Source organism: Micromonospora sp. NPDC005252 (assembly GCF_042872475.1).
Classification (GTDB): domain Bacteria; phylum Actinomycetota; class Actinomycetes; order Mycobacteriales; family Micromonosporaceae; genus Micromonospora.
Map to the genome: position 1 here is coordinate 349,438 of NZ_JBIAKN010000007.1, position 25,008 is coordinate 374,445.

Here is a 25,008-nt window from a genome sequence, read left to right on the forward strand (position 1 = left end):
CGACGACGGTAAGTACAAGACCCGCGCCGGTGCCGATCGGTCAGGATCTGGTCAGGTGCTCGGCCAACGTCTCGCTGATCCGGCGCAACTGGTCGACCTGGGCCGGGCTCAACGCGTCGAACAGGTGTCGGCGTACCCCCTCGACGTGGCCCGGGGCGGCGGCGGCGAGGGTGGCGAAACCGTCGTCGGTGAGCACCGCGATCTGCCCGCGCCGGTCGGTGGGGCAGTCCTCGCGGCGTACCCAGCCGGCCGCCTCGAGGCGGGCCACCGCGTGCGAGAGCCGGCTGCGTGACGACCCCGCCGCATCGGCCAGGTCGCTCATCCGAAGTTGCCGACCCGGGGCCTCGGAGAGCCGGACCAGGATCTCGTAATAGGCGTGCGGCATGCCGGCATCGCGTTGCAGCTCGCGGTCGAGCGTGTCCATCAGCGCCCGGGAGGCGGCGAGGAACGCCCGCCAGGTGCGCTGCTCATCGGGGTCCAACCAGCGGGTCATGACGGCCATCATACGCGCAATGGTTGAACGTTCAACCAAATGGCGCTAGCCTGGGGTCATGGGTATCCACCGGCTCAACCACGCGGTCCTCTACGTCAGTGACCTCGCCCGCAGCGTCGCCTTCTACCGCGACGTGCTGGGCTTCCGCCCGGTGGCGATGACCCCGGACGGCTTCCGGGGCGCCACCTTCCTCCAGGCCCCCGACTCCACCAACGACCACGACCTCGGCCTGTTCGAGATCGGCGCGGCCGCCGGCCGGTCCACCGCCGGCCGGGCCACCGTCGGGCTCTACCACCTGGCGTGGGAGGTCGACACCCTCGACGAGCTGGCCGCCACCGCCGAGCGCCTCACCGCCGCCGGGGCGCTGGTCGGCGCGTCCGACCACGGCACCACCAAGAGCCTCTACGGCCAGGACCCGGACGGTCTGGAGTTCGAGGTGGTCTGGCTGATCCCGGCCGACCTGCTCGACGACACCGCCCTGGCCGCCCGCAAGCGCATCGGCCGGCTCGACCTGGACGCCGAGCGGCAGCGCTACGGCGGGCAGACCCGCGGTGGTGTGGGGATCTCCGTGCCGGCCTGAGCCGGCCATAGGGTAGAACGGACCGATGCCGACCAACCGGACCACCGACTTCCTTCGTGAGCTGCTGGTCCGTCAGGTGACGACCTGGCTGCCCGCCGCCCTGCACCGCTCCCGGCGGGCAACCGTCGCGCTGGCCTGGGCCGGCGCCGACGGCGGCGCAGCGGAGGCGGTGCTGCGGGTGGTCGCCGGCCACGCCGCCCAGGTGCGCGGTCGACAGGTGACGGTGCTGGTGCTGGCCGACGGCGCCGCCGACCTGCCGGCCCGGCTCGGGCCGATCGAGGCGGAGTTGCCTGCCGCGGTGACCGTGCACCTGCTGCCCGGCGGTCCGGACCGGCTGCCGGTGGCGGTGAAGGCGGCCGGCGCGGCCGGGTCGCCGCTGTTCTGCTTCCTGGACCTGCCCGGCGAGGTGCCCCCGCACCTGCTCGGCGCCGCCGCCAACGGCCGCACCGGCGAGGTACTGCTGCACGCCGGTGGCGTCACCCGTGCGGCCCTCGTCGCCGCTGGCTTCCCGCTGGTCGCCGAGGTGGCGCCGGTGCTGCCGGATGGCGCGGCGGCCGGCGTGGTCGCCTTCGGTAGCCGTTCGGACCGGAGTCTGGAGGCGCTCCGCGACGCGCTCTGGACGGTCGGGGCGGAATTCGGTGTGCGCTACCGCGACCCCGCCGACCCGACGGCCCCGCCGGTGGACGTGGCCGGGGACCCGGCCCTGGACCCGCTGGCCGGGGAGCTGCTGGCCGAGCTGCGCCGGGGCGGCCCACGGCCGGTCACCGAGCTGCGCCGGCACACTCTCACCGCGACCGTCTACCGTGCCGCGGACGCCAACCGGGCGCTCGCCAACCTGGTCGAGACGGGCGACGTACGCCGCGAACGCGACAGCGGCCGCCTCGCCGGCGACGAGATCATCACGCCCACGCGCTGAGGCGCACCCCTGTCCCTCCGTGATCGTGCTGTTTCTGCCCCGGCCTACCGGGGATTCCGCAAGATCGACGAGGTGCGGGTGGGGCGGGTGGACGCCGAGCGGGGTGCCGGTGAATCACCGGCACCCCGCTCGACTCCCGGGACGCTACGACCGGGACTTGTCCTGCTTCCAGGACAGCGGACCCGGCAGGTCGACGCGGTGCGCCCGGGCCTTCGAGTTCCAGGACCAGCGGCCGATCTTGATGCTCCACGAGGAGAAGCCGTTCTCGGTGAAGTTCAGGATGATCGGTCCGTACTTCTTGCGCTTGCGAAACATGAGGCCCATCGGAGGTCTCCCCTCGTCACCGTTCCCTGCCGTGTCGAGATCGAACATTCCCGAACGGGCGAATTCCGAAACCCCCTCGTCGTCCCGGGTGGACGGTGGCGCGGCACGACCCGGCAATCTCTATCAAACAGATAGGTGTTGCGCGGCGGTAAACGCAGCTAGGGGCGCTTTGTAACATCGCCAGCGATGAAAGTCTCACCTTCTGGAAGACCGTTGACCGGTCGCTCCCACCGGTTGCAGCATGAGGTCATGTCGCAGCGGGATGAGCTCCTCCTCATCGCTTGCGTGCACGTCGACCTGGTCCGGCACGCGAGCGCGCTCTGTTGAGCTGACCGGTTCTCCCCGGCTCGGCTCAGTCGCCGCACTCTCACCGCTCGCCCGCTCACCGCGGAGCGGCGTGCCTTCACGCCTCGCATCCGGGCGTACCCCGCTCCCATCGTGGACAGATCAGGAGACCTCCCATGTCCCCACCCCGTCGTGCCCTTCTGCGTAGCCTCGCGGCCGCCGCCGCGTTGACCCTGCTCACCGGCGTGGCCGGCTGCGGCGGCGACGCCGAGGCCGGGCAGGCCACCGAGCTGCGCTACCAGGGTTCGGTCGGCCAAGTCACCCTCCCCGAACTCGCCGCCGACCTCGGCTACCTCGGCGACGTGAAGCTCACCTGGATCGGCAACGTCACCGGCGGCCCACAGGACATCCAGGCCACCGCCACCGGCCAGAGCGACTTCGGCGGCGCGTTCAACGGCGCGATCGTCAAACTCGCCGCCGCCAACGCCCCGATCACCGCCGTCGTCAGCTACTACGGCTCCGACGCGCAGACCTTCCAGGGCTACTACGTGCTCGACGGCAGCCCGATCCGCAACCCTCGTGACCTGATCGGCAAGAAGGTCGGCATGAACACTCTCGGCGCCCACGCCGAGGCGGTGCTCAAGACCTGGCTGGCTCGCGGCGGGCTCACCCCCGCCGAGGTCAAGCAGGTCGAGCTGGTCGCCCTGCCACCGGTCAACACCGAGCAGTCGTTGCGGCAGAAGCAGATCGACGTCGCGGTGCTCGGCGGGGTCATCCGGGACAAGGCGATCGCGGGCGGTGGCCTCCGCACCATCGTCACCGACTACGAGCTGCTCGGCGCGTTCAGCGCCGGCACGTACGTCTTCCGCGACGACTTCATGAAGCGCAACCCGGAGACCGTCAAGGCGTTCGTGACCGGAGTCGGCAAGGCCATCGAGTGGGCCCGCACGCAGCCCCGGGAGACCGTGGTCGCCCGGATGCGCGACATCATCGCCAAGCGCGGCCGCAACGAGGATCCGTCGCTCGTCGCGTACTGGAAGAGCAGCGGCGTCGCCGGGCGCGGCGGGGTGATCAGCGAGCAGGAGTTCGGCACCTGGATCGACTGGCTCGCCGCCGAGGGCGAGCTGAAGGGCGAGCGGCCCAAGCCGTCCGACATCTTCACCAACCGGTTCAACCCCTTCGTGGACGGAGGGAACGCGTGAGCACCGACAAGATCCTCTTCGACCGGGTGAGCAAATCCTTCCCGGTCCGCGCCACCCGGCGGGGGACGGCCGGCGCGGTGACCGCGCTGGACCAGGTGACCCTCGGGGTACGCCCCGGCGAGTTCCTCGTCGTCGTCGGCCCCAGCGGTTGCGGCAAGTCCACCCTGCTCGACCTGCTCGGCGGGCTCATCGCACCGACCAGCGGTCAGGTGCTCGTCGACGGCCGGCCGGTCACCGGCCCCGGCCTGGACCGGGGCATCGTCTTCCAGCAGTACGCGCTGCTGCCGTGGCGCACCGCCGCCGGCAACGTGGCGTTCGGGCTGGAGGCCAAGGGCGTGCCGCGCGCGGAACGCGCCGAGAAGATCGCGTACCACCTGGACCTGGTGGGCCTGAGCGGCTTCGCCGATCGCTACCCGCACGAGCTGTCCGGCGGCATGAAACAGCGGGTCGCCATCGCCCGCAGCCTCGCGTACGACCCGGACGTGCTGCTCATGGACGAGCCGTTCGCCGCGCTGGACGCGCAGACCCGCGACTCGTTGCAGGACGAACTGGTGCGCATCTGGGCGCGCACCGGCAAGACCATCGTGTTCATCACCCACGGCATCGACGAGGCCGTGCACCTCGGCCAGCGGGTCGCGGTGCTGACCTCCCGACCCGGTCGGGTCAAGCAGGTCATCGACATCGACCTCGGTGACCGGGACGCCGTCGAGGACGTGCGCTCCACCGACGCGTTCCGCCACCACCGGCACCAGATCTGGACGCTGCTGCGCGACGAGGTACGCGCCGCACAGGCCGCCGAAGGCGCCGCGGGCAGCCGCACCGCCCACACCGGAGCGGTCGGTGGTCGTACCCTCGTCGTCGCCGGCGCCGACGCGCGGCGCGGGGCGCCGGCGGCGGCTGACCCCGAGGAGGCCCGCGTTGGTTGACATCGTCGAACGTCCCACCCGGCTGACGGCCCCAACGGCCGTGCTCGACGCGGTGGCCGCGCCCGCCGCACCCGGCTGGACCGGTCGGTTGCTCGGCCTCGGCGCAAGGGTGCTGCACCGCAGCGTCGCGATCGTCGCGCTGGCCGCCGTCTGGGAGGGCGCACCCCGGCTCGGTCTGGTCGACCGGGTTTTCCTGCCGCCGCTGTCGGAGGTGCTGGTGGCCTGGTGGGAGCTGCTGCGCAGCGGGCAGCTCGCCGAGCACGTCGGCGCGAGCATGACCCGGTCACTGGCCGGGCTGGGCCTGGCCGTGCTCACCGCGATCCCGCTCGGGCTGCTGATCGGCTGGTACCGGCCCCTCGCGGAGCTGCTCAGCCCGCTGCTGGAGGTGTTCCGCAACACCGCCGCGCTGGCCCTGCTGCCGGTGTTCGTGCTCATCCTCGGCCTGGGCGAGACCTCCAAGATCGCCCTGGTGCTGTACGCGTGCTCCTGGCCGATCCTGCTCAACACCATCGCCGGTGTGAAGGGCGTCGACCCGCTGCTGATCCGCTCGGCCCGCTCGATGGGGCTCAACCATCTGCGGCTGTTCCAGAAGGTGATCCTGCCGGCGGCGGTGCCGACCATCTTCACCGGCGTCCGGCTGGCCGGGGCGTACTCGATCCTGGTGCTCGTCGCGGCCGAGATGGTCGGCGCGAAGGCCGGCCTCGGCTACCTCATCAACTACGCGCAGTACAACTTCGCGATCCCCGACATGTACTCCGGGATCATCACGATCTCCGCCATCGGCCTGGTCGTCAACCAACTCCTCGTCGCCCTCGAACGCCGCTTCTCCACCTGGCGCGTCGACGTCTCCGCCGGATAGGACAGAAACCCATGACCCGCACCCTGCACCTCAACGCGTTCCTGATGGGCGTCGGCCACCACGAGGCCGCCTGGCGGCACCCCCGCACCGACCCCCGCCGGGTCACCGACGTGCGGCACTTCCAGGAGCTGGCCCGCATCGCCGAGCGCGGCACCCTCGACTCGCTGTTCCTCGCCGACGGGCTCTCGGTCGGGCCGAACCCCCGGCACAACATCCAGGCCGTCTTCGAGCCGCTGACCCTGCTGGCCTCGCTGGCCGCGGTGACCGAGCACATCGGTCTCATCGCGACCGTCTCCACCACCTACAACGAGCCGTTCCACGTCGCCCGCAAGTTCGCCTCGCTGGACCATCTCAGCGGTGGCCGGGTCGGCTGGAACATCGTCACCTCCGCCCAGGAGCGGGAGGCGGTCAACTTCAACCGGGACAGCCACCCCCCGCACGCCGACCGGTACCGGCGGGCCGCCGAGTTCGTCGACGTGGCGATCAAGCTCTGGGACAGCTGGGAGGACGACGCGCTGGTCTTCGACACCTCCGGCGGGATCTTCGCCGACACCGACCGCGTGCACGAGGTGGCCCACCGCGGGCCGGAGTTCCAGGTCCGCGGCCCGCTCAACATCCCCCGCGGGCCGCAGGGCCGACCGCTGCTCGTGCAGGCCGGCTCGTCGCCGGACGGGATCGCCTTCGCCGCCCGGTACGCCGAGGCCGTCTTCACCGCCCAGCAGACCCTCGCCGACGGGCAGGGCTTCTACGCCGAGCTGCGTCGGCAGGTCACCGCCGCCGGCCGGGACCCGGATCTGGTGAAGGTGCTGCCCGGCATCGCGCCCGTGATCGGCGGCACCGAGGCCGAGGCGCGGGCGCTCGCCGCCGAGCTGGAGGAGCTGATCGTCCCCGACTACGCCCTCGCCCAGCTCTCCGGGATGCTCGGCATCGACCTCACCGGCCTGCCGCTGGACTCCCCGCTGCCCGACCTGCCGGACGCCGGCACCGTGCAGGCCCACCAGAGCCGCTACCGGCTCGTCACCGACCTGGCCCGTCGGGAGAAGCTCACCGTCCGGCAGCTCATCGGTCGGCTCGGCGGTGGTCGGGGTCACCGCGTGGTCGCCGGCACCCCGGAGCAGATCGCCGACCAGATCGAGCTGTGGTTCACCCAGGGCGCCGCCGACGGGTTCAACATCATGCCGCCGCACCTGCCCGGAGGGCTCGCCGACTTCGTCGACCACGTGGTGCCGGTGCTGCGCGCGCGAGGGCTGTTCCGCACCGAGTACACCGGCGCGACCCTGCGCGAGCACTACGGCCTGCCCCGACCGGCCAGCTCGTACGCCGCGCCGACCCTGGTGCCGGCGTGACCACGGTGGAGCGTCCGGCCACGGACGCGACCGAGCTGCGACCGGTGGACCGGGACCTGTTCCGCGCGTTGCTGCGCCGGCAGGCGACCAGCGTCACCGTGGTCACCGCGGTGGCCCGCTCCACCGACCCCGCCTGCCTGGGCGGGATCGGCGCACCGATCCGGGCCGGGTTCACCGCCACCTCGTTCACCTCGGTCTCGTTGGATCCGCCGCTCGTCTCGTTCTGCCTCGGCGTGGCGTCGTCGAGCTGGCCGGTGCTGGCCCGCGCCGAGCACGTCGCGGTCCACCTGCTGGCCGCGGGGCAGCGGGAAGCCGCGACGGTCTTCGCCACCAGCGGCATCGACCGGTTCGCCGCCTACCCGGACTGGACATCCGGCCCGTTCGGGGTGCCGCTGCTGAGCGGGGTGCTGGCCCGGCTGCTCTGCCGGGTGGTGCACCGCGTCCCGGCCGGCGACCACACGCTGGTGATCGCCGAACCGCTCGCCCTGAGCGACGGCGGCGACGGCACGCCGCTGGTGCACCACCGGGGTGGCTACACCACAGCGGTCCCGGTGTGAGCGCGCCCGTCGCGGCGGACCTGCTCGTGCTGGACCGGGCCGCCCAGGACCTGCTGTTCCGGGCGGCCCGCACGGCCAACACGTTCACCGACGAGCCGGTCACCGACGCCCAGGTCGCGGCGATCCACGACCTCATCCGGTACGGACCGACGGCGTACAACGGCCAGCCGCTGCGGGTGCTGCTGCTGCGCTCGCCGGAGTCGCGGGCCCGGCTGCTGCCGTACGTCTCGTCGAGCAACCGGGCGAAGACGGCCAGCGCGCCGCTGGTGGCGGTGCTCGCCGCCGACGTGGGCTTTCACGAGCGGCTGCCCGAGCTGTACCCGCACCGCCCGCAGGCCCGCGACTGGCTCGCCGACCGGGCGGCGCGCGCCGAACAGGCCCGCTTCAACGCCACCCTGCAGATCGGCTACCTGCTGGTGGGCGTACGCGCCGCGGGGCTGGCCGCCGGACCGATGGCCGGGTTCGACGCCGCCCGGGTGACCCGGGAGTTCTTTCCCGACGGGCGGCACGAGGCACTGCTGCTGCTGAACGTCGGCCACCCCGGCCCGGACGCCTGGCGCGAGCGGCTGCCCCGGCTGCCCACGGCCGACGTCATCCACACCCTGTGACCAGGGTCAGCGCGGCTCCCACGCGTCGGGCAGGGCGGTGAGCTTGCGGACGTGTGCGGGCAGCCGACCGCTGACGATCTCGGCGAGGCTCACCTCGTCGACGACCCGCCGCACGGCGGCGCGGACCGCCACCCACAGGCCGGGCAGGTTCTCCGCCGCGCCCTCGTAGCGGGTCTCCTCCGGCCGCAAGCCGCGGACGCCCGCGAGGGGGCCCTCCACCGCGCGCAGCACCGCGCCGACGGTCACCTCGCGGGGCGGACGGGCGAGGGTGTAGCCACCCTCGGCGCCGCGCTGGGCGCGCACGATGCCGGCCCGGCGCAGATCGGCCAGGACCGCCTCCAGGAACTTGCGGGGCATGTCCTGCTCGGCGGCGATGGCCTGGGTGGACAACAGCGAGGGGTACGCGGTCGCGAGGCTCAGCGCCGCCCGTACCGCGTAGTCGCCGCGCGCGGAGATCTGCACCCCGCCATCATGCCCGCCCGATCCCGCCGCCCGACCCGGTGGGCTTCCCGGACCGCGTGGCGTGACCGCCGTTGGCCGGTTCGACGGCGGCGCCGGAGCGGAACCGCCCGCTGTTGGCGCCCGTCGGTTCGACCGCCGGTCGGGGTCGGACGACCCGCCCGGTGGCCGGCTGATCGCGGGCGGCGCGGAACGCGCCCGGGCTGACCCCGATCTCACGGGTGAAGAACCGGCCGAAGTTGGTGGGCTCGGTGAAGCCGAGCTGACGGCCGATCTGGGCGATCGGTTCGTCGCTCGCGGCGAGCAGCCGGGCGGCCTGCAACGCGACCCGCTCGTCGATGACCTGTTTGGCGCTGCGACCGGTCACGGCCAGGCAGGCGCGGGTCAGGGTCCGCACCGAGCAGCCGAGCGCGGCGGCATAGTCCTCGACCCGCCGGGTCACCTGGTAGCCGTGCTCGACCTCCCGGCAGAATCGCTGGAACGTCTCGACCTCCGGCCGGTGCCCGGACCGGGCCATACCGGGCAGCGTCAGCCGCAGCAGCAGCACGGCGAGCTGGTGGCGCAGCAGCGCACGACCGGCGGGGGCGCCGCCGTGCCGCTGGCAGTCCACCGCCAACTGGCTCACCTCGTTGATCACCGCGTCCTCGTCCTCGCCGGCCAACTGCCGCCAGGTCTGCGGGGCGTCCGGGTCGACGGCCAGGCCGTGCAGCGCGTCGGCGGTCCAGCCGACCACCGTCGCGTCGAACTGTGGGCCGGCGCAGCGCAGCACCTGACCGGCGCGGACCCGCAGCAGCGTGCCGGGTCGGCACGGCAACAGGTGGAAGTCCAGCTCGGCGTCGCCGTGACCCCGGGTGGTGAGGATCAACAGCTCCCGCTCGACGAACACCGGCCGCCGCCAGCCGGGGTCACCGGCCAGGTCGGCCAGCGCGAACGTGGAAATCTCGTCGGGTACGGGTGACGCCGTTCCGATCGATGGCGCGGGGGAGGGATCGGTGGAGACCATCGTCTGCGACGGTAGCCCGAACCGCAGGTCACCGCATCCCGATCAACGTGCGCGGCGGCGCCGAGGCTTGTGACGATCCCCGCGGCCGGGCTACGTTACCCGGCGGTAGCGCTGTGCGGTCCGTGGCCGCCTGGCGCCCGCCGTCCGCCCGACCGCCCGGCGGACCCGCCGACACGCGATGGGATGGGCATGACGCAGCTGTTCTCGGTCGAAGGCAAGACGGTCCTGGTCACCGGCGGGTCGCGGGGGATCGGGCTGATGATCGCCCAGGGCTTCGTCCGAGCCGGCGCCCGCGTGATCATCTCGTCCCGCAAGGCGGACGTCTGCGAGACGGTCGCCAAGGAACTCTCCGCCGAGGGCCACTGCGAGGCGATCCCCGCCGACCTGGGCACCGACGCGGGCGCCGAGACCCTCGCCGCCGCCGTCCGCGAGCGCATCGACCGTCTCGACGTGCTGGTCAACAACGCCGGCGCCACCTGGGGCGCTCCGCTGGAGAGCTACCCGGAGGCCGCGTTCGACAAGCTCTGGGCGGTCAACGTCAAGGCCGTCTTCCGGCTCACCACCGCGCTGCTGCCGGCGCTGCGCGCCGCAGCCAGCGCCGATGACCCCGCCCGCGTGATCAACATCGGGTCCATCGACGGCATCCGGGTGCCGTTCATGGAGGTGTACGCGTACTCGGCCACCAAGGCGGCCGTGCACATGCTCACCCGCAGCCTCGCCCACCAACTGGCCGGCGAGCAGATCACCGTCAACGCGATCGCGCCCGGCCCCTTCGAGAGCAAGATGATGGCGTTCGCCCTCAACGACCCGGCGAGCAGGACCGCCATCGAGCAGCAGGTGCCGCTTGGCCGCATCGGGCGCCCCGAGGACATGGCCGGCACCGCCATCTACCTCTCCTCGCGGGCTGGCGCGTACCTCACCGGCGCGGTCATCCCCGTCGACGGCGGCATCACCACCCACGGCTGAGCGCCGGCGACCCCCGGTCGGGCTGCCCGCGTACCCCCGGGTGTGCCAGGGCCGCGCGGACTCGGCAGATCCGCGCGGCCCTGTCTGGCCGGTGTTGCCCGTTCGGGCGGTGCTCAGCGACCGGCGAGCAGCCGGTTCACCGCCGTGTCGACGTCCAGGTGCTCGGCCTCGCGGCCGCGCGGGACGACGACGTACGTCCGTCGAAGGAAACGCACCAGGACGCTGCGCGGCACCTCGAAGAGGGCGTTGCCGTCCGGTGACGAGAGGGCCAGCGCGACGAAGTCGCCCCGTGGTGTGGCCCAGGGCCAGACCCGCACATCGCCGATGCCCGCCGGCTCGTCCAGGCCGGTGACCAGAAGTTCGCGCGCGAACGACCAGCTCACCGCCTCGCCCCCGGCCGATTCGGCATGGAACAGGACATGGACCGCATACGGGTCAGCAGGGTCGTAACGCAGACTGGCACGCACCGGCAAGGCGGTGGCGTCAGGTGCGACGAGCCTTAGCGACGTCTCGACCTCTACGGTCGTCGGTCGGATGACACTCATGGACGTTCTCCCCCCGGCACCGCTGCGGAACGCGCGTGTCCCGCTTTTCCCATACTCAGGTGCTACTCCTGGCTACGCTCCGCCATACGCTGACTTCACCCAGTGGTGGGAAGGGGGACGGAAAGGCCGCGTGAATGTGAGCATTCATGTAGGATTTCCGGTTCTGCCCAGTGCGTGATTCCGCCCGGCGTCGGGTGGCTCAGTCGTCGACTTACTCCGGTAACGTCCAGTCGGCCGTTGCAGTGACGGGCCCGAGCGACACTGGGGGGTGAAATGGTCACGAACCGATCCTCAGTGGATCCGGTGGCCGCGTCCGGTCCGCCGAAAGTCGCGGTCCGAGCAGCCGAAAAGCGGGGGTACGACGTGTCGATGGAGCAACCCGAGCGACCCGGACGGTCGACGCCCGACACGGGCCGTACCGGCGGCGTCCTCGTCGTCGGCGAGCCCCCGCGACGCCCACGCTGGCGGGACCGCATCTCGACCACCCTCGACCTGATCCGCGCCAACCCCACCGGCCGGATCGCCCTCAAGATCTTCATCTCGATCGCCGGCGCGCTGGTGGTCACCATCGGCATCGCCCTGATCCCGCTACCCGGGCCGGGCTGGCTGCTGGTCATCGCCGGCCTCGGCATCTGGGCCGTCGAATACCACTGGGCCCGCCGACTGCTCGGCTTCACCCGCCGGCACGTGCACGGTTGGACACAGTGGGTGACGCGACAGTCGCTGCCGCTGCGCTTCGTGCTCGGCATCGTCGGCCTGGTCTTCGTCGGCGTTGTGGTCTGGCTCTCACTCAAGCTCAGCTTCGGCATCGACGTGGTGGCCGAGGCGATGCAGTACCTCGCGACGCACTGACCCCGGATTTCCGGTCTGGTTCCACGATCGGGTAGAGTCAGTGGCGCTGAGGGCGATTAGCTCAGTGGGAGAGCGCTTCGTTCACACCGAAGAGGTCGCTGGTTCGATACCAGCATCGCCCACTCTCAGTTTGTGCAGGTCAGAAGCCCGTTACCGAATGAGTCGGTAACGGGCTTCACCGTATGTGCCGCTTACATTGGGAGCAGATTGGGAGCAGCGCGGCTGGTTTTCTGTTCGGGCCGCCATGGACCTGTTCGGTTGAGTGACCTGATGTGCGGTCCCGAGCGGGCCTGCTGGCTAGTTGAGGAGTTGGGCCGATCGCTGCCGGTGCCGCGCGGCGAGAGGGTGGCCCCGGTTATGGCTCATGGGTTGACTGGCGGCCGTAGGTCCGATGGTTGGCCCATTCGCCGGTCCACAAGGCGAGGTCGTGTACCCAGAGCGCGGCGCTCTGCCGGGACTTGACGGCCCACTTTGCTGCGTTCTTCGACGCGAAGTGGTCCAGGACCTGACGGTCGGTCGCCGTCCATGCGGGAAGCTGGGTTAGCCACTCTTCTGCCTGTTCCGCGCTGTGGCCGCTGCCGATCAGCCACTGGACGAGCAGCGCGAGTTCGACCCATGCGGCGGCCTTGGTTGCCCACGCCCAGTCGACGATCCGTAGGCCGAGTGGCGTCACGATCAAGTTGGCCGGGTTGACGTCGGAGTGGATAAGTGTCTCGCCATTCATCGCCGGGTGCGCGAACCCGAGCCGGGCTGCCGGGGTGAACCACATCTCGCCAGGCGCAGGCGTCTCTTGAAGTGCTTTCAGCGCGGCGAGGAGCAGATCGAGGTCCCTACTGCCGGGTGACAGGTCGGGGTGGGGACCGGCAAGATGTTCGGTCCCCACCACCAGCCAGCCATCGGATTCGAACTGCCACAGGACCGCGGGCGGGTGCCGGTCGATGGCTCGGGTGGCCGCGAGTTCGTAGCGCAGCGACCGAACGCTCAGCTCGCCGGAGGCAGCCTTGACGAAGATCCGCCCGGCGGGTCCGGTCACCGTCGAGGCGATCTCGGCGTGGTTGCCACTGGAAGCCGAGGTGACGTCAAAGGTTCCGCCGACCCGTTCGGAGATCCCTGCTGTGACACTCTCCGGCAGAGCGGTCCAGTCGCTACGCATCGGATCTCCCCTCTGCTACGTGCCCGGCTGAGGCGGATTCGGCGGACAGCAGGACTCGGCCTCGCCGCCCCAGAATTCCATGCCGACCCGGTAGCCGGTCGCGTGCAGCGCCGCGAGTGTGTAGGTGATGGCGGTGCCGTCCTGCATGGCCCCGGTCAGGATCGGCCGGTGGTGCACGTAGTGGCCCGCGATCTGTTTGCAGGCGACGGTGTAGGGCTCGCTGATCTGCAGGGCGGCATGCCAGACAGCCGCACACAGCAGCGATGGCGACCACGCCGCCGACTATCTCAACCAGGCGGGCCGCAGCTGACAAGGCGCGGCGATCGTGAACGTGTTCCCCGATCGGCCGATGCGGCTGCGGGAGCCAGCGCTGGTTCCCACCAAAGCACTGGGCTGGCAGCTCACGATGGGAGGTGGGGGAGCCGTCGTCCTTTCTGTCGACGGTTGGCCCATGTGCCTCAACCTGGGTCTGGGCAAGTCGCGGTCCTTGCGGGCAACTCGGTGGTAGCCGAACGTCAGCAGCAAGCCTGTGTCCTCTCCGTGGCGACGTTGTCGGCCTGATCGCGGGCGCCTTAACCGGAAGCACATTCTCGCCCGTCATCCGTACGGATGCTTATGTCGCTGGGCACGCTTTCCTTGCTAGCGTCATCGCCCGGGGCAGCACGTCGATGTGCGCCGAACCAGCCGAGGCGGGGGGATGAAGACACGTAGGCGATGCCGGTGGCCTGACCGAGCGCGGGCCAGCCACGGCGGGTGGCCCCGACGTCCGGCCGAGGCAAAGTGTTCCGGCGCATCACGGTTTGGGTCATGACGGTGAAGAAGCCGGTCTCACCGGCGTCCACCGGCGGGGCCGGCACGCACTTCGAGTACCGGGTCGCCGCGATCGTCTACAGTCACCTGCTGACCGGCACGCACCCGCCAGGTCTCGTGGTACCGCTGGTTGCGGTGGGCCTTCAGCAACGGGTGCACGGTCATCTGCTCGACGACATCGTGCTGACCGCCGAACCTGGGCCTCATCCGTTGTGCATAGAGTTCCAGGTCAAACGCAGCCTCATGGTCACCGGCGCGGACCCGCCGTTCGTCGAGGTGGTGACGCAGTCACTGCACCAGCTTCATCGCCGCGGCGACGAGGTGGCTCGCGGCGACCTCGCCCTCGGGGTCGTGGCGCAAGGTGATCCGGAGGCGTTGTCGCAGCTCGCGGCATTGAGCGAGCTGGCTCGTGGGCACACGACGCACGACCGTTTTGCCGAGCTGCTCGTCCGCGATGTCACGAACCAGAATGTGCGCAACCGCTGGGCTCACGTGCGCAAGGCGGTCGCGGCGGCGTTCGCCGAACAGGCGCCCGACCTGGGCGGGGTGGACTTCTCGGCGCATGCGTTCCTGTCGGCGCTGCACGTCTGGTGCGTGAGCGACAGCACCGACGGGGCGGAGTACCGCGCCGCCCTCGATCGTCTCGGGCCGATCGCGCAGACGCTGGCGGTCAAGCCGGTCGACCTGTTCGAGCACCTGACCGCCCTGGCCCAAGGATGGGGTGTGGTGGCCGGCATTGCCGACGCCGGCACCGTGCGCCGCCATCTGCGCCGACGTGGGCTCGGCATGCGGACGTCGGACCCGGACGCCGCCGCGACCGGCTTCGCGGAGCTCGACGCCGATGCGGTGGTTCGTGGTCCGATCGCCGCGCTCGAGCTGGAGGGAGTCCGCGACGAGGCCGAACGCCGGTACGAAGCTGCGGACCCGGCCGCGGCGCAGCTGTTCGCCCAGATCGCAGAGCGGCTGGAGGAGCATGGCATGCTTCCGCACGCCGTGATCATGCGCCGGCGTGAGGCGGATGCCCGGCAACGGTCCGGGGCCGCAGACGACGCGGGCATCTGCCGGGCAGCTCTGGCGTGGGAACACCTCGACGCGGTGCAGCCGTGGCAAGCCGGGTTTGCCCTCCAGGACGGGCGGCAGCCTGGTTCCCCGCGTGCGCTCGGACAGGCAGCGCAACGGGTCGTCGCGCTCGCCGGCGCCGCCGTCGGGGTCGCGAAGGGCGCCGATCTCGACGGGCTGATCAAGGCCTTCGACGCCGCTCAGGACGCAGATCCGTACCGTGAGCGGGCGGCGGCGCTGCTGTGCGAGGAGGCCATCGCGGATGGCAGGCCCACGCTGGTGGCACAGCGCGCCACCACGCTCGAGTCGATCGCCCGGGCAGCCGCCCGTCAAGGCGAGGCTGCGTCACGACGGTGCGGCGCGCGGATTTTGATGTGCGTCGCCGACGCCACCGGGAATTGGGCGCCGCTGCTGCCCGAGATTCATCGCCGGCACGGCGGGGCGATGACGGCCTGGGCGCATGCCCGGTACGGCCGTTTTCTCGCGCTCAACGGCGACGGTGCCGGCGCGCAGGCACAGTACGTGCTGGCCGTCGAGCGCGCCTGTGTCGCGAAATTGTTCGACGAGGCCGCCGACTGGCTCTACGCCGCGCGGATCGTGCGGTACTGGTACGGCGACGTCGCCGGGGACGATGACGAGCACCCTCTTGCCCAAGCGTTGCGCGCGAACGCCACGCCCAGCCGGCTTCCCGGATCGCCGCACACCGCCGAGCTCGCCATGAGCGCAATGCTGAGCAAGGACAAGCCCCGCGAAGCCGTCCAGCAGGCCCGCCGCTGGCGATGGCAAGCCGTCGTGCGCGGCTACCTGGCCGAGGAGCGCGAGGCCGTCGCGGCGCTCGGCACGCTGTACGAACGGGCGGAAGATCCGCGCTCGGCCGTTACCTGCTTCGTTCGGGCCGGATCGGATAGGCAGGCCGCAGCCGCCGCGCGAACACTTCCCGAAGTGCCCGCCGACCTCGGCGTGGACCTGCTCACCGCGGTCGAGGCGGGCCGCGCCGCCGCGTACGCCGCGGTCGCGGCCGCCTCCGATCTGATCACCGACGAGCAGGCACGCGAGTGGGCGGATGCCGCCATCAGTGAGGTCGCCGGGCACCGTGCCGAGCCGATCGCCGGCCCGTCGGCCCGGCTGGCGGCGTTCGACGCGCTGGCCGCCCTCGGCGGCTGTCTGAGCGACCAGCAGGTGGACTCGCTGCTCGTGATTCTCGACCCGCTCATCGACCGCGACCCCGACCACTACCGGTTCAGCGACAAGGCCGTCACGAAGATCCTCATCTCTATCGCGGGCCGGCGGCGGGAGGCCGTGGTGCTGCTGCTGCGCGCCCTGCTCGCCGACCAGCAGATGGCGGAGATCATCCTGCAGGAGGGCATCGAGGTTCTCAGCGCGAACAGCAAGATCACCGAGGAACTGCTCGGTCCTGCCGCGGCCACCAACGAGCATGCCTGCCTGGCGCTGATCCTCGCCGGTCTGGACACCGCACCGGTCACGACGCTCGCACAGCAACGAGTAACCCGATACCTGCTTCCCAGGGCTCATCATCCGGGCGTGATAGCCGTGTACGCCGGGTCCCAGCACACGGCGCTGCTCGCCTCGGTCCTCGACCCGGCAACCCGTCGACAGGTGGCGCAGGCCATGCTGGATATGGCTGCGGACGTCAGGGAAACCGCGTCGAGCCGGTACGACGGCCTAGCCGGGCTGACCGTGCTCGCTCCCCACCTCGACGAGCAAACCCGCGATGGCCTGCTCCCGCCGGTCCTGCACATGGCGCGCGGTGAGCACGACGACCATCTGGTCGACGACTTCTTCCGGCGCGGCGTGACGCTGACGGATCGTGCTCTGGAATGCGCGGCTCGGCTCGCCACCGGCGATGCCCGGCGCGCCGAGATCGAGCAGATCGGCATCGCCCTGCTGCAGACGGCTGACGAGCCCAGCCGGTGGCGGGCCGTCCGCGCCCTGTTCCTGACTCCCGCGGCCGCGACGACGCTCAACCTCGAGCATTGCGCGGTTCACCCGATCCCGGCAGTACGGGCACTTGCGGCCGTACGGTGGGCGCAGAACCCGGCCGTGCTGTCCCCCGCAGCCGCGGTCCGGCTCGCCCGGGACGACGACTACCGCGTGCGGCGCAACCTGGCCCGCGCTATCCGTGATCATGCTGAGGTCCACATCCGCAACGAGACCGCACTTGCGGTGCTTGATGCCCTGGCCAGCGACCCCCGAAGAAGCGTTCGTACCTGCGTCTCCCGGAAGCGGATGCCCGCTGAGACCGACACCCAGCCCACTGGCTAGCCAATCGCGGGCGCGCACTGCCGCTGCGACCGGGTCGCCTGCGCCCGCGTCCGTCACGGCGGATCGCTGCGAACACATCGATCGTCGACATGCGTCAAGCCGCTGCGTTTGGCCTGCGCGCCACTTCACACACCATGACCGGCGCCGGTCGTAGGTCGCGCGTTGTCTGCGGCAGATCCGCGCACCTGACCTTAGTTCAGACGGTGACAGTCTCAAGGGCGAATCTCTGCCGGGCCCTCGACCGGGCTCGGGCTGCTTCGCGCAGTGAGCGGTCAGGGTGTGGACGCCCGCCGAACCTGCTCGAAGTGGAACTCGCGAATGAAACAGTCTCGTGGTTGGCCGACCGCGAAAAGCACGCAGTCGATGACCGATCGCGCCGTGAGGTCGCTGTTTACCTGTCGGGGCCCGTCCTGAACGAAGTCCGGCGGAAACAGTGAGATTACCCGGATCCCTTCTGGCCGGAGCCGGTTTGACAGGATCTCAGCGAGCCCGGCGTGGGCATGCTTAGCGGCATAGAACGCGGGATGTGCACCCGAGCGGCGGTGCCCCACCTGACCGCATGCGGAGATCATGTTGACGATGTCGGGCCGCGACGACGCTCGTAGCAGCGGCAGCAAATTTTTGGTCAACAACATGGTGCCGGTCCCGCCCGCAGCCATCACGCTTTCGATCTTGTCGTCCGAGACGTCTCCCAGGTCATCACCTTCGACGTATGGGGCGCCATTGTTGATCAGCACATCGAGGCGCTTCGTCCGTTCGGCCACGGCAGTGGCGAACGCGCGCACCGACTCCGGTACGGCGAGGTCGCAGTGAAATGCATCAGCCCGACCTGGCCCCCGCTGGCTGATCGCATCCGCGACATGCTCGGCCGCAGCCACGTCGCGGGCCGAGAGAAAGATCTGTGCACCGCGCTTGGCGAAGGCTTCGGCCAGTAGTCGCCCGGTGTCACGTGCGGCACCGGTGATGGCGACGCGCAGGCCGTCAAGATTCATGGCCGAAGTGAAGCATCTGAACTCTGGTTGAGGTCAACAGGAACTTGCCAAGATCAGACATCCGCTCTTCGGCAGAGTCGCTCGCTTTGGTCCGTGTGGCGAGCGGCGATCTAGACGTCGCAAAGACTGACGCCGGCACCCGGCATGGTGTGGCGCGTCAGGGCGGTCAGGTGTCGCGACGGTCGAGGAGCGCTTCCAGTTCCTCGACCGTGATCAGGCCGTCTTTGATCGCGCGGACGGTCAACTCGGACTTCGTCGAGGCAGGCCGGCCGACGTAGGCGTATTTGATCCTGACGCGGGTGATGTATTTGTCGACAGTACTTTCGGACACGAACATCTTGCGGGAGACCTCGGCTTTCGAGCCCAGCTGCAACCAGAGCAACAATGCCTTCTTCTCCTGCTCGGACAACCGGGGCTGTTTGGGGTCGACCAGAATCGCGCCGCCCAGCTTCGGCGTGGTGTAGGTCTCGCCGATCGCGGCTGCGCGCACGGCCCGGATCAGGTGGTCCTTCTCCTCGCTCTTGGCGATGTACGCCAGGGCGCCGCGGTCGATGCACTGCACCGCTGTCTCCTCGCCCTCGTACATCGTGTACACCACCACATGCCGTCTGGACTCGGCGAGCCGGGTGATCGTGTCGAACTGGTCCTTTCCCTCGACGAGGAGGTCAAGGATGACCACGTCGGCGCTGCGGCCGGGCTCGGTCCAGGCCAGGGCTACTTGGCCGCCCGCCTCGACCAGATCAATTGGGGGGTCGGCCTCCGAGCACCACTTCTGGATGCCCTCACGCATCCCGGCGTGGTCCTCGATCAGTACAGCGGTCGTCAACCGGTCGCCCATTGTGCTTCCACCCAGGTCGAGTCGTCATCCGAGGTGGCAGTGACCCGCACTGCCGGATCCGTGGCCGGGAACGATTCCATGATGCTGCAGTCGGCTCGGACGCTGACGGACAGAACACCGCCGATGCAAATTACGACGATCCGGGCCTCGGACCACGCCGCGGTGATGGTGGGGATCACGGCGTCGGTGAGCGACCGGCGGATTTCCGGCGGTGGGTCCGGCCAGCTGCCCACCGTGATCAGGTCGACCTTCACCCCTCGGCGCGCGGCGACGTCGGAGGCCTGTTCCAGGAGGTGCTTGAGCGGCTCGGCGGGGGTATCGGCCTCGGCGAAGAGCCGGCGCATGCGTGCGGCTTCGATCGTGCACTCTTGCATTACCTGCTGATCCGCGGGATCCAGCGTGCCGTCGGCCAGCCCTTGCAGCAGGCGGCCCGCAGATTCGTCCAGCGCGGCGAGGCGCGCCTGGCGGTTCCTGTGGATGCGCTCCGAGCTCTCCTCGGCCGTACGCCTCTCCTCCGTCTCATAGGTGGCCTGGGCCGCTACCTGGGCCACCCCGCGTAGCGCGACTGCCGCGATTCCGCTGGCCAGCGGATACCCGATGGTGCCCAGCGAGCCAGCGACGAAGTTGAGTAGGACGTCGCGGGTGCCGGCCCCGGGCAGCAGGATCGCGGCGAGCGTCACCGCCTCGTGCATGCCGAGGAAAGCCGCTAGGTAGCCGAGCGGCCGGTCCAGCAGCAGGATTACACCCATCCACCCGAGCGCCCCGAAAATCCAGTCCGCCGACGTGACCGCGGCACCGGGGGCCAGAAAGGCGCGAGCCAGCACGTCGGCTGCGAGGACCACGGCGAGTGCCGGCCACCGCCAGCGGGACCAGCCGCGACGCCGGGCGGCGAGCATTGCCTCGGCGACGACCACAGCGCTCAAGACGGCGTATGCGATGATCTGCGGCCATAGCGGGTGGTAGCGATCGAGGTTGCGCGCGAAACTCAGCGGCAAGATCAAAACGACCGCGGCGATGGTCACCACGGCGATCCGCAGGCCGTGTTGCAGCCGCCGCGTGATCTCCGCAAGGTGTCCTTGCTCAAGCATGGGTCCACCGCAGACGAACGGTGGTGCCGCGTCGGAGCTCCGACTCAATGGCGGCGCACCCGCCGATCTCGGCCATCCGGCCGCGAATCGACTCTCGGACACCGCGCCGGGTCGTCAGTACCCGCTCCGGATCGAAACCGTGGCCCTCATCCCGGATCTCGACGATCACGATGCCCCCGTCCTCGGCGACATGTACCTCGGCTGACCCCGCACCGGAATGCCGTCTGACGTTGGTCAGCGCCTCAATCGTCGCGTTGGTCATGGCTCGCGCAGCGTTCGTCGGCACAATCAGCTGCTCAGCCCCGGTGCGGGTGACCGGAAGCCGCGCTTCGTCGCAGGCAACCGCGAGCAGGCCGCACAGATCGCTCCGGGCCGGCGGCCGTTCGTCGGCCGGCCGGCGCAGCACCGCTAGATCACGTTCTGCTTGCTCGCCGATCCTGGGATCGGCCAAACCCAGGCCGACCATCAACAGTGTCGTCGCCGGGTGATCGTGCAGGTCTCGGTTGGAGGCCTGCTCGTCGGCGCGCACCAGCGCGGCGATCCGGCTCTCCCGCCGTGCGGTCTCCGCCTCGGCGATCGTCTGGTCGGCCAGCTCGCCACCCCGGTGGACCAGCGTCCAGAGCAACCGGGCCAGGCCCGTGACGACCACTGCCCAGCACGCCGTGATCACACCGTCGATCACTGAACCCTCGGGGCGCCCGGTGACCGTCCCGACAACCATGCCCATGATGACGACGAGGCCGGCAAGACTGCCGGAAATCCTCCCTTCGTAATACTGATACGCCACACAGGCGAAAGTGCAGAACGGCACAATCCATGACTTTCCGCTGCTCAACCAGCTTGCCGAGACAAGCCAGGGCGTGGCGAGAGCCAGCGCCGCCAGCGCGCTCGCATCCACTGCGGTGACCCAGCGTGGCGGGTGGCGGAAGACCTGGCGGGCGTAAAAGACGCTCCAGCCCGCGAGCACCAGCGAGGCGGCGGCGCAGGCATATCGCATCTGCGGCGACTCAGCGGCGGCTATCGCGACCACTGCGGTGATCGGTAGCGTGACTATTCTGATCATGGCGGCGTACCGGCGGCCAGCTGCACGAAGGCTCTCGACCGCGTCACCGGAGCGGGCGAGTCGCGCGGTTTCTGCAACCAGATCATGTCGGACGTACGGCATCAGAGCCCACCCGTCGTCAGCAAACGTGTGCGGGCCAACGGTATCGGCGCGGTTCACACCATTGTGTGGGGTGAACGCAGGACGCCGGAGAGCCACTGCGGCGATCACACTCGATTCGGCGGCCCGCGAGGGGGTGAGGCCGCCCGGCTCCCCGATGGCACGGTCGCTCGGGAGCCGTCGAATGACCGCTGAAGGGAACGATCTCATGAATGACAGGTCTTGGCGGGCCACAGCGGACCGCCATCGGGAACCGCGCGGTACGACGCGACTCACCAGGCGTCGGCTGGCGGCCCTGTTGACCGCGGGCACTCTGGCGTTGGCAGTGATGCCCGCCTCCTCCGCCGAGGCCGTTACCGCCGCTCAGCGTGCTGAGCAGGTCCGCTATGCCAAGGAGACGATGCTGCTGGGCAACCGGCAGTTCGCCGAGCGTAAGACGAACTTCTTCGCCGCGGGTTGCGGGACGCTGGACAACATCGACAAGTGCCGGAAGCCGGTGCCGTACAACCAGTTTGACTGGGACACCGACAGCTGCAGCAGGCCCACGCCGGAGAGCTGGCGCAAGCTGTTCCACCCGGCCTGCCAGCAACACGACTTCGGCTACCGCAACTACGGCAAGAGCCTGACGCTCGGGCGTGACGAGAACACCCGTCGATGGATCGACGACCGGTTCCGCGCGGAGATGAAGTCGATCTGCAACTACCGCTTCAGCGATTGGACGCAGTACGCGAACCTGCAGGCCTGCTTCAAGGAGGCTGATGGCATGTACGCCGTCGTCCGGAACCTAAGCGACTGGAGCAGGCCGCTTGACCAGCCCGTCGCACAGCAGGCGCCGGCCGAGCCATCCGAGCCAGCCGCGCCGGCCACGTTCGCGGAGACCACCGGCAGCGTGACCCATACCTGGACGAACCGGCAGAACGCGGGCGGCTCCCCCGGCCCAGCGATTTCGGCCGGAACCACGGTGCAGGTCGCCTGCCGGGCCGATGGCTTCCGCGTCGCCGACGGCAACACGGCCTGGTACCGCATCGCATCGAGTCCGTGGAACAACACCTATTGGGCCTCCGCCGACGCCTTTTACAACAACGGAAGCACCTCCGGCAGCCTGCGGGGCACGCCGTACTTCGACAACTACGTCCCGGTCTGCTGACCGCCACCGAGCTGCGGAGAACGAGATATGACCACCCACACCGGCAGCAGCCCGGCGCCACACGGTGGCGGGGACACCCTCGGCACCGTGCTGGGCCTGGCCGGTGTGGTGCTCGCCGTCGCTGTCATGGTGTTCCGGCCCGCGCTGCCCTACGAGATCAACAGCTCACTCGGGATGGCGCTTCTGGTGTGCTCGTCGGCCGCGCTGGTCTGGCTGATCAACCTCGGCGTGCGGTGGCGCCGACAGCAACAGCGCCCCCGGGGCTTCCGGCGTACCACCTCGATCACCGGTGTACTCGGGGTGCTGCTCATCCTGGCCGCCATGCAGGTCCAGGAGACCGGGGTCCGCACCGCCCACTGCGAGTTCGGCGTGCACGGCGTCGGTTACGGCATGGTGTGGGCCAAGGTCGAACCCCGCGAGCCCGGCAAGAAGTACCAGGTCACCGTAGTGTGGGCGGGCTGGACCGGCCGACCGGAACCGGTCGTGCTGAACCAGGCGACGTTTTTCACCTTCCTCAAGCGCGACGTCTACAGCCCGGCCGCCGACGTCATCACCGACCACGACGCGAAGATCGTCTGCGGGGACGGGCGCCCGCCGGCCGACGAGGACCAGATCCACCTCGTCGGGGCGGACTGGATCCGTGGCAAGGCCACGCCGGTCGCCCGGCGCTGATCACTGCCCGAACGGTTCGCCTGGCGGCCCACCCGGCGCCAAGCCAGCTGCGAGCGCGGGTGCCACAAGTCAGGGCCGCCAGGGTGCCCGTCCGGGTGTACAGAGCTGATCGGGTGCAAACAGGTGTGCGAACCACCACAGGTGCCCGAAAATGGCCGCGTGGTGCGGTCGAACGACGTGTGCTGGGGTCAGAGGTGCCCCCCGAAAACCCCTTGAGAGGGCTGACGATCGATGATAAGCCTTGATCACCGTGTAGCGGCGTTTAGGCACCTCAGCGTCAAGATCCGCAAATCGATGACAAGCTACCGACCGTAACTGTCGGTAACAGAAGGACCGAGGTTCAGGTTACGTGAGCCGGGCTATTGCCGACTGACGCTGGTTGCGTTGCTGGCCCTGCTCGGGAGCCGATCGGGGACATCGTCGTCGAGCCCTGCCTCCGACAGGAGGCGCAGGTAGCGGCCCTGCAGTTCGGTGGCCGCTTCGTGGTCGCGGTGAGCGCCCTGCGACCGCGGGCGTGTAGGTCTGCGTTATGCGGGTCGATGCGGAGGCCCGCCTGCAACACGGCAAGGCCGCGCTGCAGGTCAGGTTCAACGTCGGCAAGGGCGGCGCAGGCGTCGATGACATGCCGCCGGATCGCTTCGCGGACGGGGTCGAGCTATGGCCAGGTGCGTCCGGGGGCAGTCCCGCGGGGTAGGCGCCAACGACTGCTTGCCAGGCAGCGGTGGTGTTGGTGACGGCAGGGGCGGCGTGATGAATGGCGGCTCGCAGACCCCACAAGTCGACGTTTAGGTGAGTCGGGTTGAGGCGATAGCGGTCGTCGGTATGTTCGATGACGTGCAGCCCGCTGGCCTCCCGGATGGCAGTGCGGAGGTCGCTGAGGGTGGTGTAGAGCCGTCCGGTGAGAGACCGGCGGGGGACACCCGGCCAAATCGCATCGGCCAGCTGTGCGGTGTGAGCGCGGGTGGGGTGGTTGGTGGCCAGAAAGATGAGGATCTGGAGGGCGGCGCTGCGGCGGATGGTGAGGGGTTCGCCATCGACGAAAAGGGTGGGCTCGCCCAGGACGCGTAGGCGAAGCCGCCGAGTGGCAGCATCGGGCCGGCTGCGAGGCTCGCCTCGGGTCGCTTGCCGCGGCAGCCGGGTCTTCGGTGGTGCCTCGTGCGGCACGGATGGATCTTGAGGCGGGCGGGCGGTGCTGGGTTGGGGCGGACGATGACGGCGAGCAGGTCGGTCGCCGTCACCTGGTCCAAGACACACAGTCGAGGTCCAGGCCCTTCGGGGCGCAAGGGGTCGTGCAGATAGCCTGCCAGGTCGGGCCTGCCGGCCATCCTCCCAGCACAACGACTCGGCCACCGGCCGTGGCCGCCATATCAGCAACGTCTTTCAGGTTATAGCCGCCGCAGCACTCCTCCTTCAGCAGGACGACGATCCTCGGTGATGGGGTGGACTCGACGTGCGCTGATCTTGCGCCGTCCGAGCGTGACAGCCCTTGGGCGGGCGTTCGTGCCGGTCGGTTCACGCGGGGCCGTCGAGATAGCCGACATCCGTGGAGTCCGACGCGACGCGGACGCGATAGCCCCAGCGTCGCAGGACCTGAGCGAGTTTTGCGGCACCCGCCGGGTTGGCGGAGTGAACGTTGATGACGCCGACGTCAAAGGGGCGCTCGTCGAAGGCAGCCTGTTCGAGGACCTCCACGACCGGCCAGATCGTGTCGTCCCCGCCTAGGCCGTGTTTCGTAGGGCACGAAGCCATTGGTTGATAGCGGCGATGGTGAGGGTGGCTTCGTAGCGCACGGCGAGTTTGTCGTATCTGGTGGCCATGGCGCGGTGTTGTTTGAGCTGGTTGATGCCGCATTCCACGGCGTGGCGCAGGCGGTAGACGTCGGG

24 protein-coding genes, 1 tRNA gene and 2 pseudogenes are annotated in these 25,008 nt (G+C 70.1%); 14 read left to right on the forward strand and 13 right to left on the reverse strand.

Annotated elements, in window-relative coordinates:
• Positions 1-40: 40 nt before the first annotated feature.
• A complete protein-coding gene (locus ACFYPH_RS21870; protein WP_354855453.1) occupies positions 41-502 on the reverse strand; it encodes a MarR family transcriptional regulator in 462 nt (153 codons plus the stop codon).
• A 49-nt stretch (positions 503-551) separates the two neighbouring features.
• Between ACFYPH_RS21870 and ACFYPH_RS21875 the strand changes: the two genes are divergently transcribed.
• Positions 552-1,073, forward strand: a complete 522-nt coding sequence (locus tag ACFYPH_RS21875; protein WP_355139314.1) for a VOC family protein — start codon at positions 552-554, stop codon at positions 1,071-1,073.
• A gap of 25 nt (positions 1,074-1,098) precedes the next feature.
• The gene (locus ACFYPH_RS21880; protein ID WP_387184176.1) at positions 1,099-1,989 is read left to right on the forward strand and encodes a hypothetical protein; all 891 of its coding nucleotides are present in this window, start codon (positions 1,099-1,101) and stop codon (positions 1,987-1,989) included.
• A gap of 144 nt (positions 1,990-2,133) precedes the next feature.
• Here ACFYPH_RS21880 and ACFYPH_RS21885 read toward each other — a convergent pair whose 3' ends face one another.
• Positions 2,134-2,313 carry a DUF4236 domain-containing protein gene (locus ACFYPH_RS21885; RefSeq protein WP_030333600.1) on the reverse strand — a complete coding sequence of 60 codons (180 nt, stop codon included), beginning with the start codon at positions 2,311-2,313 and terminating at the stop codon, positions 2,134-2,136.
• Between the two features lie 461 nt (positions 2,314-2,774).
• Between ACFYPH_RS21885 and ACFYPH_RS21890 the strand changes: the two genes are divergently transcribed.
• Genes ACFYPH_RS21890 through ACFYPH_RS21915 form a run of 6 tightly spaced genes read left to right on the forward strand, consistent with a single transcriptional unit; the run spans position 2,775 to position 8,096 of the window.
• The gene (locus tag ACFYPH_RS21890; RefSeq protein WP_387184178.1) at positions 2,775-3,800 is read left to right on the forward strand and encodes an ABC transporter substrate-binding protein; all 1,026 of its coding nucleotides are present in this window, start codon (positions 2,775-2,777) and stop codon (positions 3,798-3,800) included.
• The gene (locus ACFYPH_RS21895; protein ID WP_387184181.1) at positions 3,797-4,726 is read left to right on the forward strand and encodes an ABC transporter ATP-binding protein; all 930 of its coding nucleotides are present in this window, start codon (positions 3,797-3,799) and stop codon (positions 4,724-4,726) included. Before ACFYPH_RS21890 ends, ACFYPH_RS21895 begins: the two co-directional genes overlap by 4 nt.
• Positions 4,719-5,585, forward strand: a complete 867-nt coding sequence (locus tag ACFYPH_RS21900) for an ABC transporter permease (protein ID WP_387184183.1) — start codon at positions 4,719-4,721, stop codon at positions 5,583-5,585. Before ACFYPH_RS21895 ends, ACFYPH_RS21900 begins: the two co-directional genes overlap by 8 nt.
• Positions 5,586-5,596: 11 nt before the next feature.
• Entirely contained in the window at positions 5,597-6,931 is a 1,335-nt protein-coding gene (locus ACFYPH_RS21905; protein WP_387184186.1) for an LLM class flavin-dependent oxidoreductase, read from the forward strand.
• A complete protein-coding gene (locus ACFYPH_RS21910; RefSeq protein WP_387184189.1) occupies positions 6,928-7,488 on the forward strand; it encodes a flavin reductase family protein in 561 nt (186 codons plus the stop codon). The genes ACFYPH_RS21905 and ACFYPH_RS21910 overlap by 4 nt, the downstream gene beginning before the upstream one ends.
• On the forward strand, positions 7,485-8,096 hold the full coding sequence (locus ACFYPH_RS21915; RefSeq protein ID WP_387184192.1) for a malonic semialdehyde reductase: 612 nt from the start codon (positions 7,485-7,487) through the stop codon (positions 8,094-8,096). Before ACFYPH_RS21910 ends, ACFYPH_RS21915 begins: the two co-directional genes overlap by 4 nt.
• A 6-nt stretch (positions 8,097-8,102) precedes the next feature.
• On the opposite strand, the gene ACFYPH_RS21920 is transcribed toward ACFYPH_RS21915, so the two are convergent.
• Together ACFYPH_RS21920 and ACFYPH_RS21925 are read right to left on the reverse strand one after the other, a co-directional pair.
• Complete coding sequence (locus ACFYPH_RS21920; RefSeq protein ID WP_007457237.1) at positions 8,103-8,558, reverse strand: Rrf2 family transcriptional regulator; 456 nt, start codon at positions 8,556-8,558, stop codon at positions 8,103-8,105.
• A gap of 7 nt (positions 8,559-8,565) precedes the next feature.
• Positions 8,566-9,558, reverse strand: a complete 993-nt coding sequence (locus ACFYPH_RS21925; protein WP_354863050.1) for an AraC family transcriptional regulator — start codon at positions 9,556-9,558, stop codon at positions 8,566-8,568.
• 189 nt (positions 9,559-9,747) lie between these two features.
• On the opposite strand from ACFYPH_RS21925, the gene ACFYPH_RS21930 reads away from it, so the two are divergent.
• Entirely contained in the window at positions 9,748-10,524 is a 777-nt protein-coding gene (locus ACFYPH_RS21930; RefSeq protein WP_354863051.1) for an SDR family oxidoreductase, read from the forward strand.
• A gap of 113 nt (positions 10,525-10,637) precedes the next feature.
• Here ACFYPH_RS21930 and ACFYPH_RS21935 read toward each other — a convergent pair whose 3' ends face one another.
• Complete coding sequence (locus ACFYPH_RS21935; RefSeq protein WP_007457244.1) at positions 10,638-11,069, reverse strand: SsgA family sporulation/cell division regulator; 432 nt, start codon at positions 11,067-11,069, stop codon at positions 10,638-10,640.
• A 294-nt stretch (positions 11,070-11,363) separates the two neighbouring features.
• Between ACFYPH_RS21935 and ACFYPH_RS21940 the strand changes: the two genes are divergently transcribed.
• Positions 11,364-11,921: a PGPGW domain-containing protein gene (locus ACFYPH_RS21940; RefSeq protein WP_387184244.1), complete on the forward strand. Its 558-nt coding sequence runs from the start codon at positions 11,364-11,366 to the stop codon at positions 11,919-11,921.
• Positions 11,922-11,971: 50 nt separating this feature from the next.
• Positions 11,972-12,043: transfer RNA gene (locus tag ACFYPH_RS21945), tRNA-Val, on the forward strand.
• 233 nt (positions 12,044-12,276) lie between these two features.
• Here ACFYPH_RS21945 and ACFYPH_RS21950 read toward each other — a convergent pair.
• Positions 12,277-13,074: an aminoglycoside phosphotransferase gene (locus tag ACFYPH_RS21950; RefSeq protein ID WP_387184196.1), complete on the reverse strand. Its 798-nt coding sequence runs from the start codon at positions 13,072-13,074 to the stop codon at positions 12,277-12,279.
• Positions 13,075-13,089: 15 nt separating this feature from the next.
• Positions 13,090-13,221, reverse strand: a complete 132-nt coding sequence (locus ACFYPH_RS21955) for a hypothetical protein (RefSeq protein WP_387184199.1) — start codon at positions 13,219-13,221, stop codon at positions 13,090-13,092.
• 660 nt (positions 13,222-13,881) lie between these two features.
• Between ACFYPH_RS21955 and ACFYPH_RS21960 the strand changes: the two genes are divergently transcribed.
• Entirely contained in the window at positions 13,882-17,226 is a 3,345-nt protein-coding gene (locus tag ACFYPH_RS21960) for a hypothetical protein (protein ID WP_387184201.1), read from the forward strand.
• A 272-nt stretch (positions 17,227-17,498) separates the two neighbouring features.
• Here ACFYPH_RS21960 and ACFYPH_RS21965 read toward each other — a convergent pair whose 3' ends face one another.
• From ACFYPH_RS21965 to ACFYPH_RS21980, 4 genes are all read right to left on the reverse strand, one after another.
• Positions 17,499-18,218, reverse strand: a complete 720-nt coding sequence (locus ACFYPH_RS21965; RefSeq protein WP_387184203.1) for an SDR family NAD(P)-dependent oxidoreductase — start codon at positions 18,216-18,218, stop codon at positions 17,499-17,501.
• A gap of 166 nt (positions 18,219-18,384) precedes the next feature.
• Positions 18,385-19,056, reverse strand: coding sequence for a response regulator transcription factor (locus tag ACFYPH_RS21970; protein WP_355139332.1), 672 nt, complete (start codon positions 19,054-19,056; stop codon positions 18,385-18,387).
• Complete coding sequence (locus tag ACFYPH_RS21975; RefSeq protein ID WP_355139334.1) at positions 19,041-20,144, reverse strand: hypothetical protein; 1,104 nt, start codon at positions 20,142-20,144, stop codon at positions 19,041-19,043. Before ACFYPH_RS21975 ends, ACFYPH_RS21970 begins: the two co-directional genes overlap by 16 nt.
• Entirely contained in the window at positions 20,137-21,309 is a 1,173-nt protein-coding gene (locus ACFYPH_RS21980) for a sensor histidine kinase (protein WP_387184207.1), read from the reverse strand. Before ACFYPH_RS21980 ends, ACFYPH_RS21975 begins: the two co-directional genes overlap by 8 nt.
• Before the next feature lie 181 nt (positions 21,310-21,490).
• On the opposite strand from ACFYPH_RS21980, the gene ACFYPH_RS21985 reads away from it, so the two are divergent.
• Positions 21,491-22,453, forward strand: coding sequence for a phospholipase A2 (locus tag ACFYPH_RS21985; RefSeq protein ID WP_355139338.1), 963 nt, complete (start codon positions 21,491-21,493; stop codon positions 22,451-22,453).
• Between the two features lie 27 nt (positions 22,454-22,480).
• Positions 22,481-23,125, forward strand: coding sequence for a hypothetical protein (locus ACFYPH_RS21990; protein ID WP_387184210.1), 645 nt, complete (start codon positions 22,481-22,483; stop codon positions 23,123-23,125).
• Between the two features lie 1,512 nt (positions 23,126-24,637).
• Here the strand turns inward: ACFYPH_RS21990 and ACFYPH_RS21995 are convergent.
• Positions 24,638-24,853, reverse strand: a pseudogene (locus ACFYPH_RS21995) (hypothetical protein); the annotation flags it as partial.
• A pseudogene (locus ACFYPH_RS22000) lies at positions 24,844-25,008 on the reverse strand (IS5/IS1182 family transposase); the annotation flags it as partial. The pseudogenes ACFYPH_RS22000 and ACFYPH_RS21995, both read right to left, overlap by 10 nt.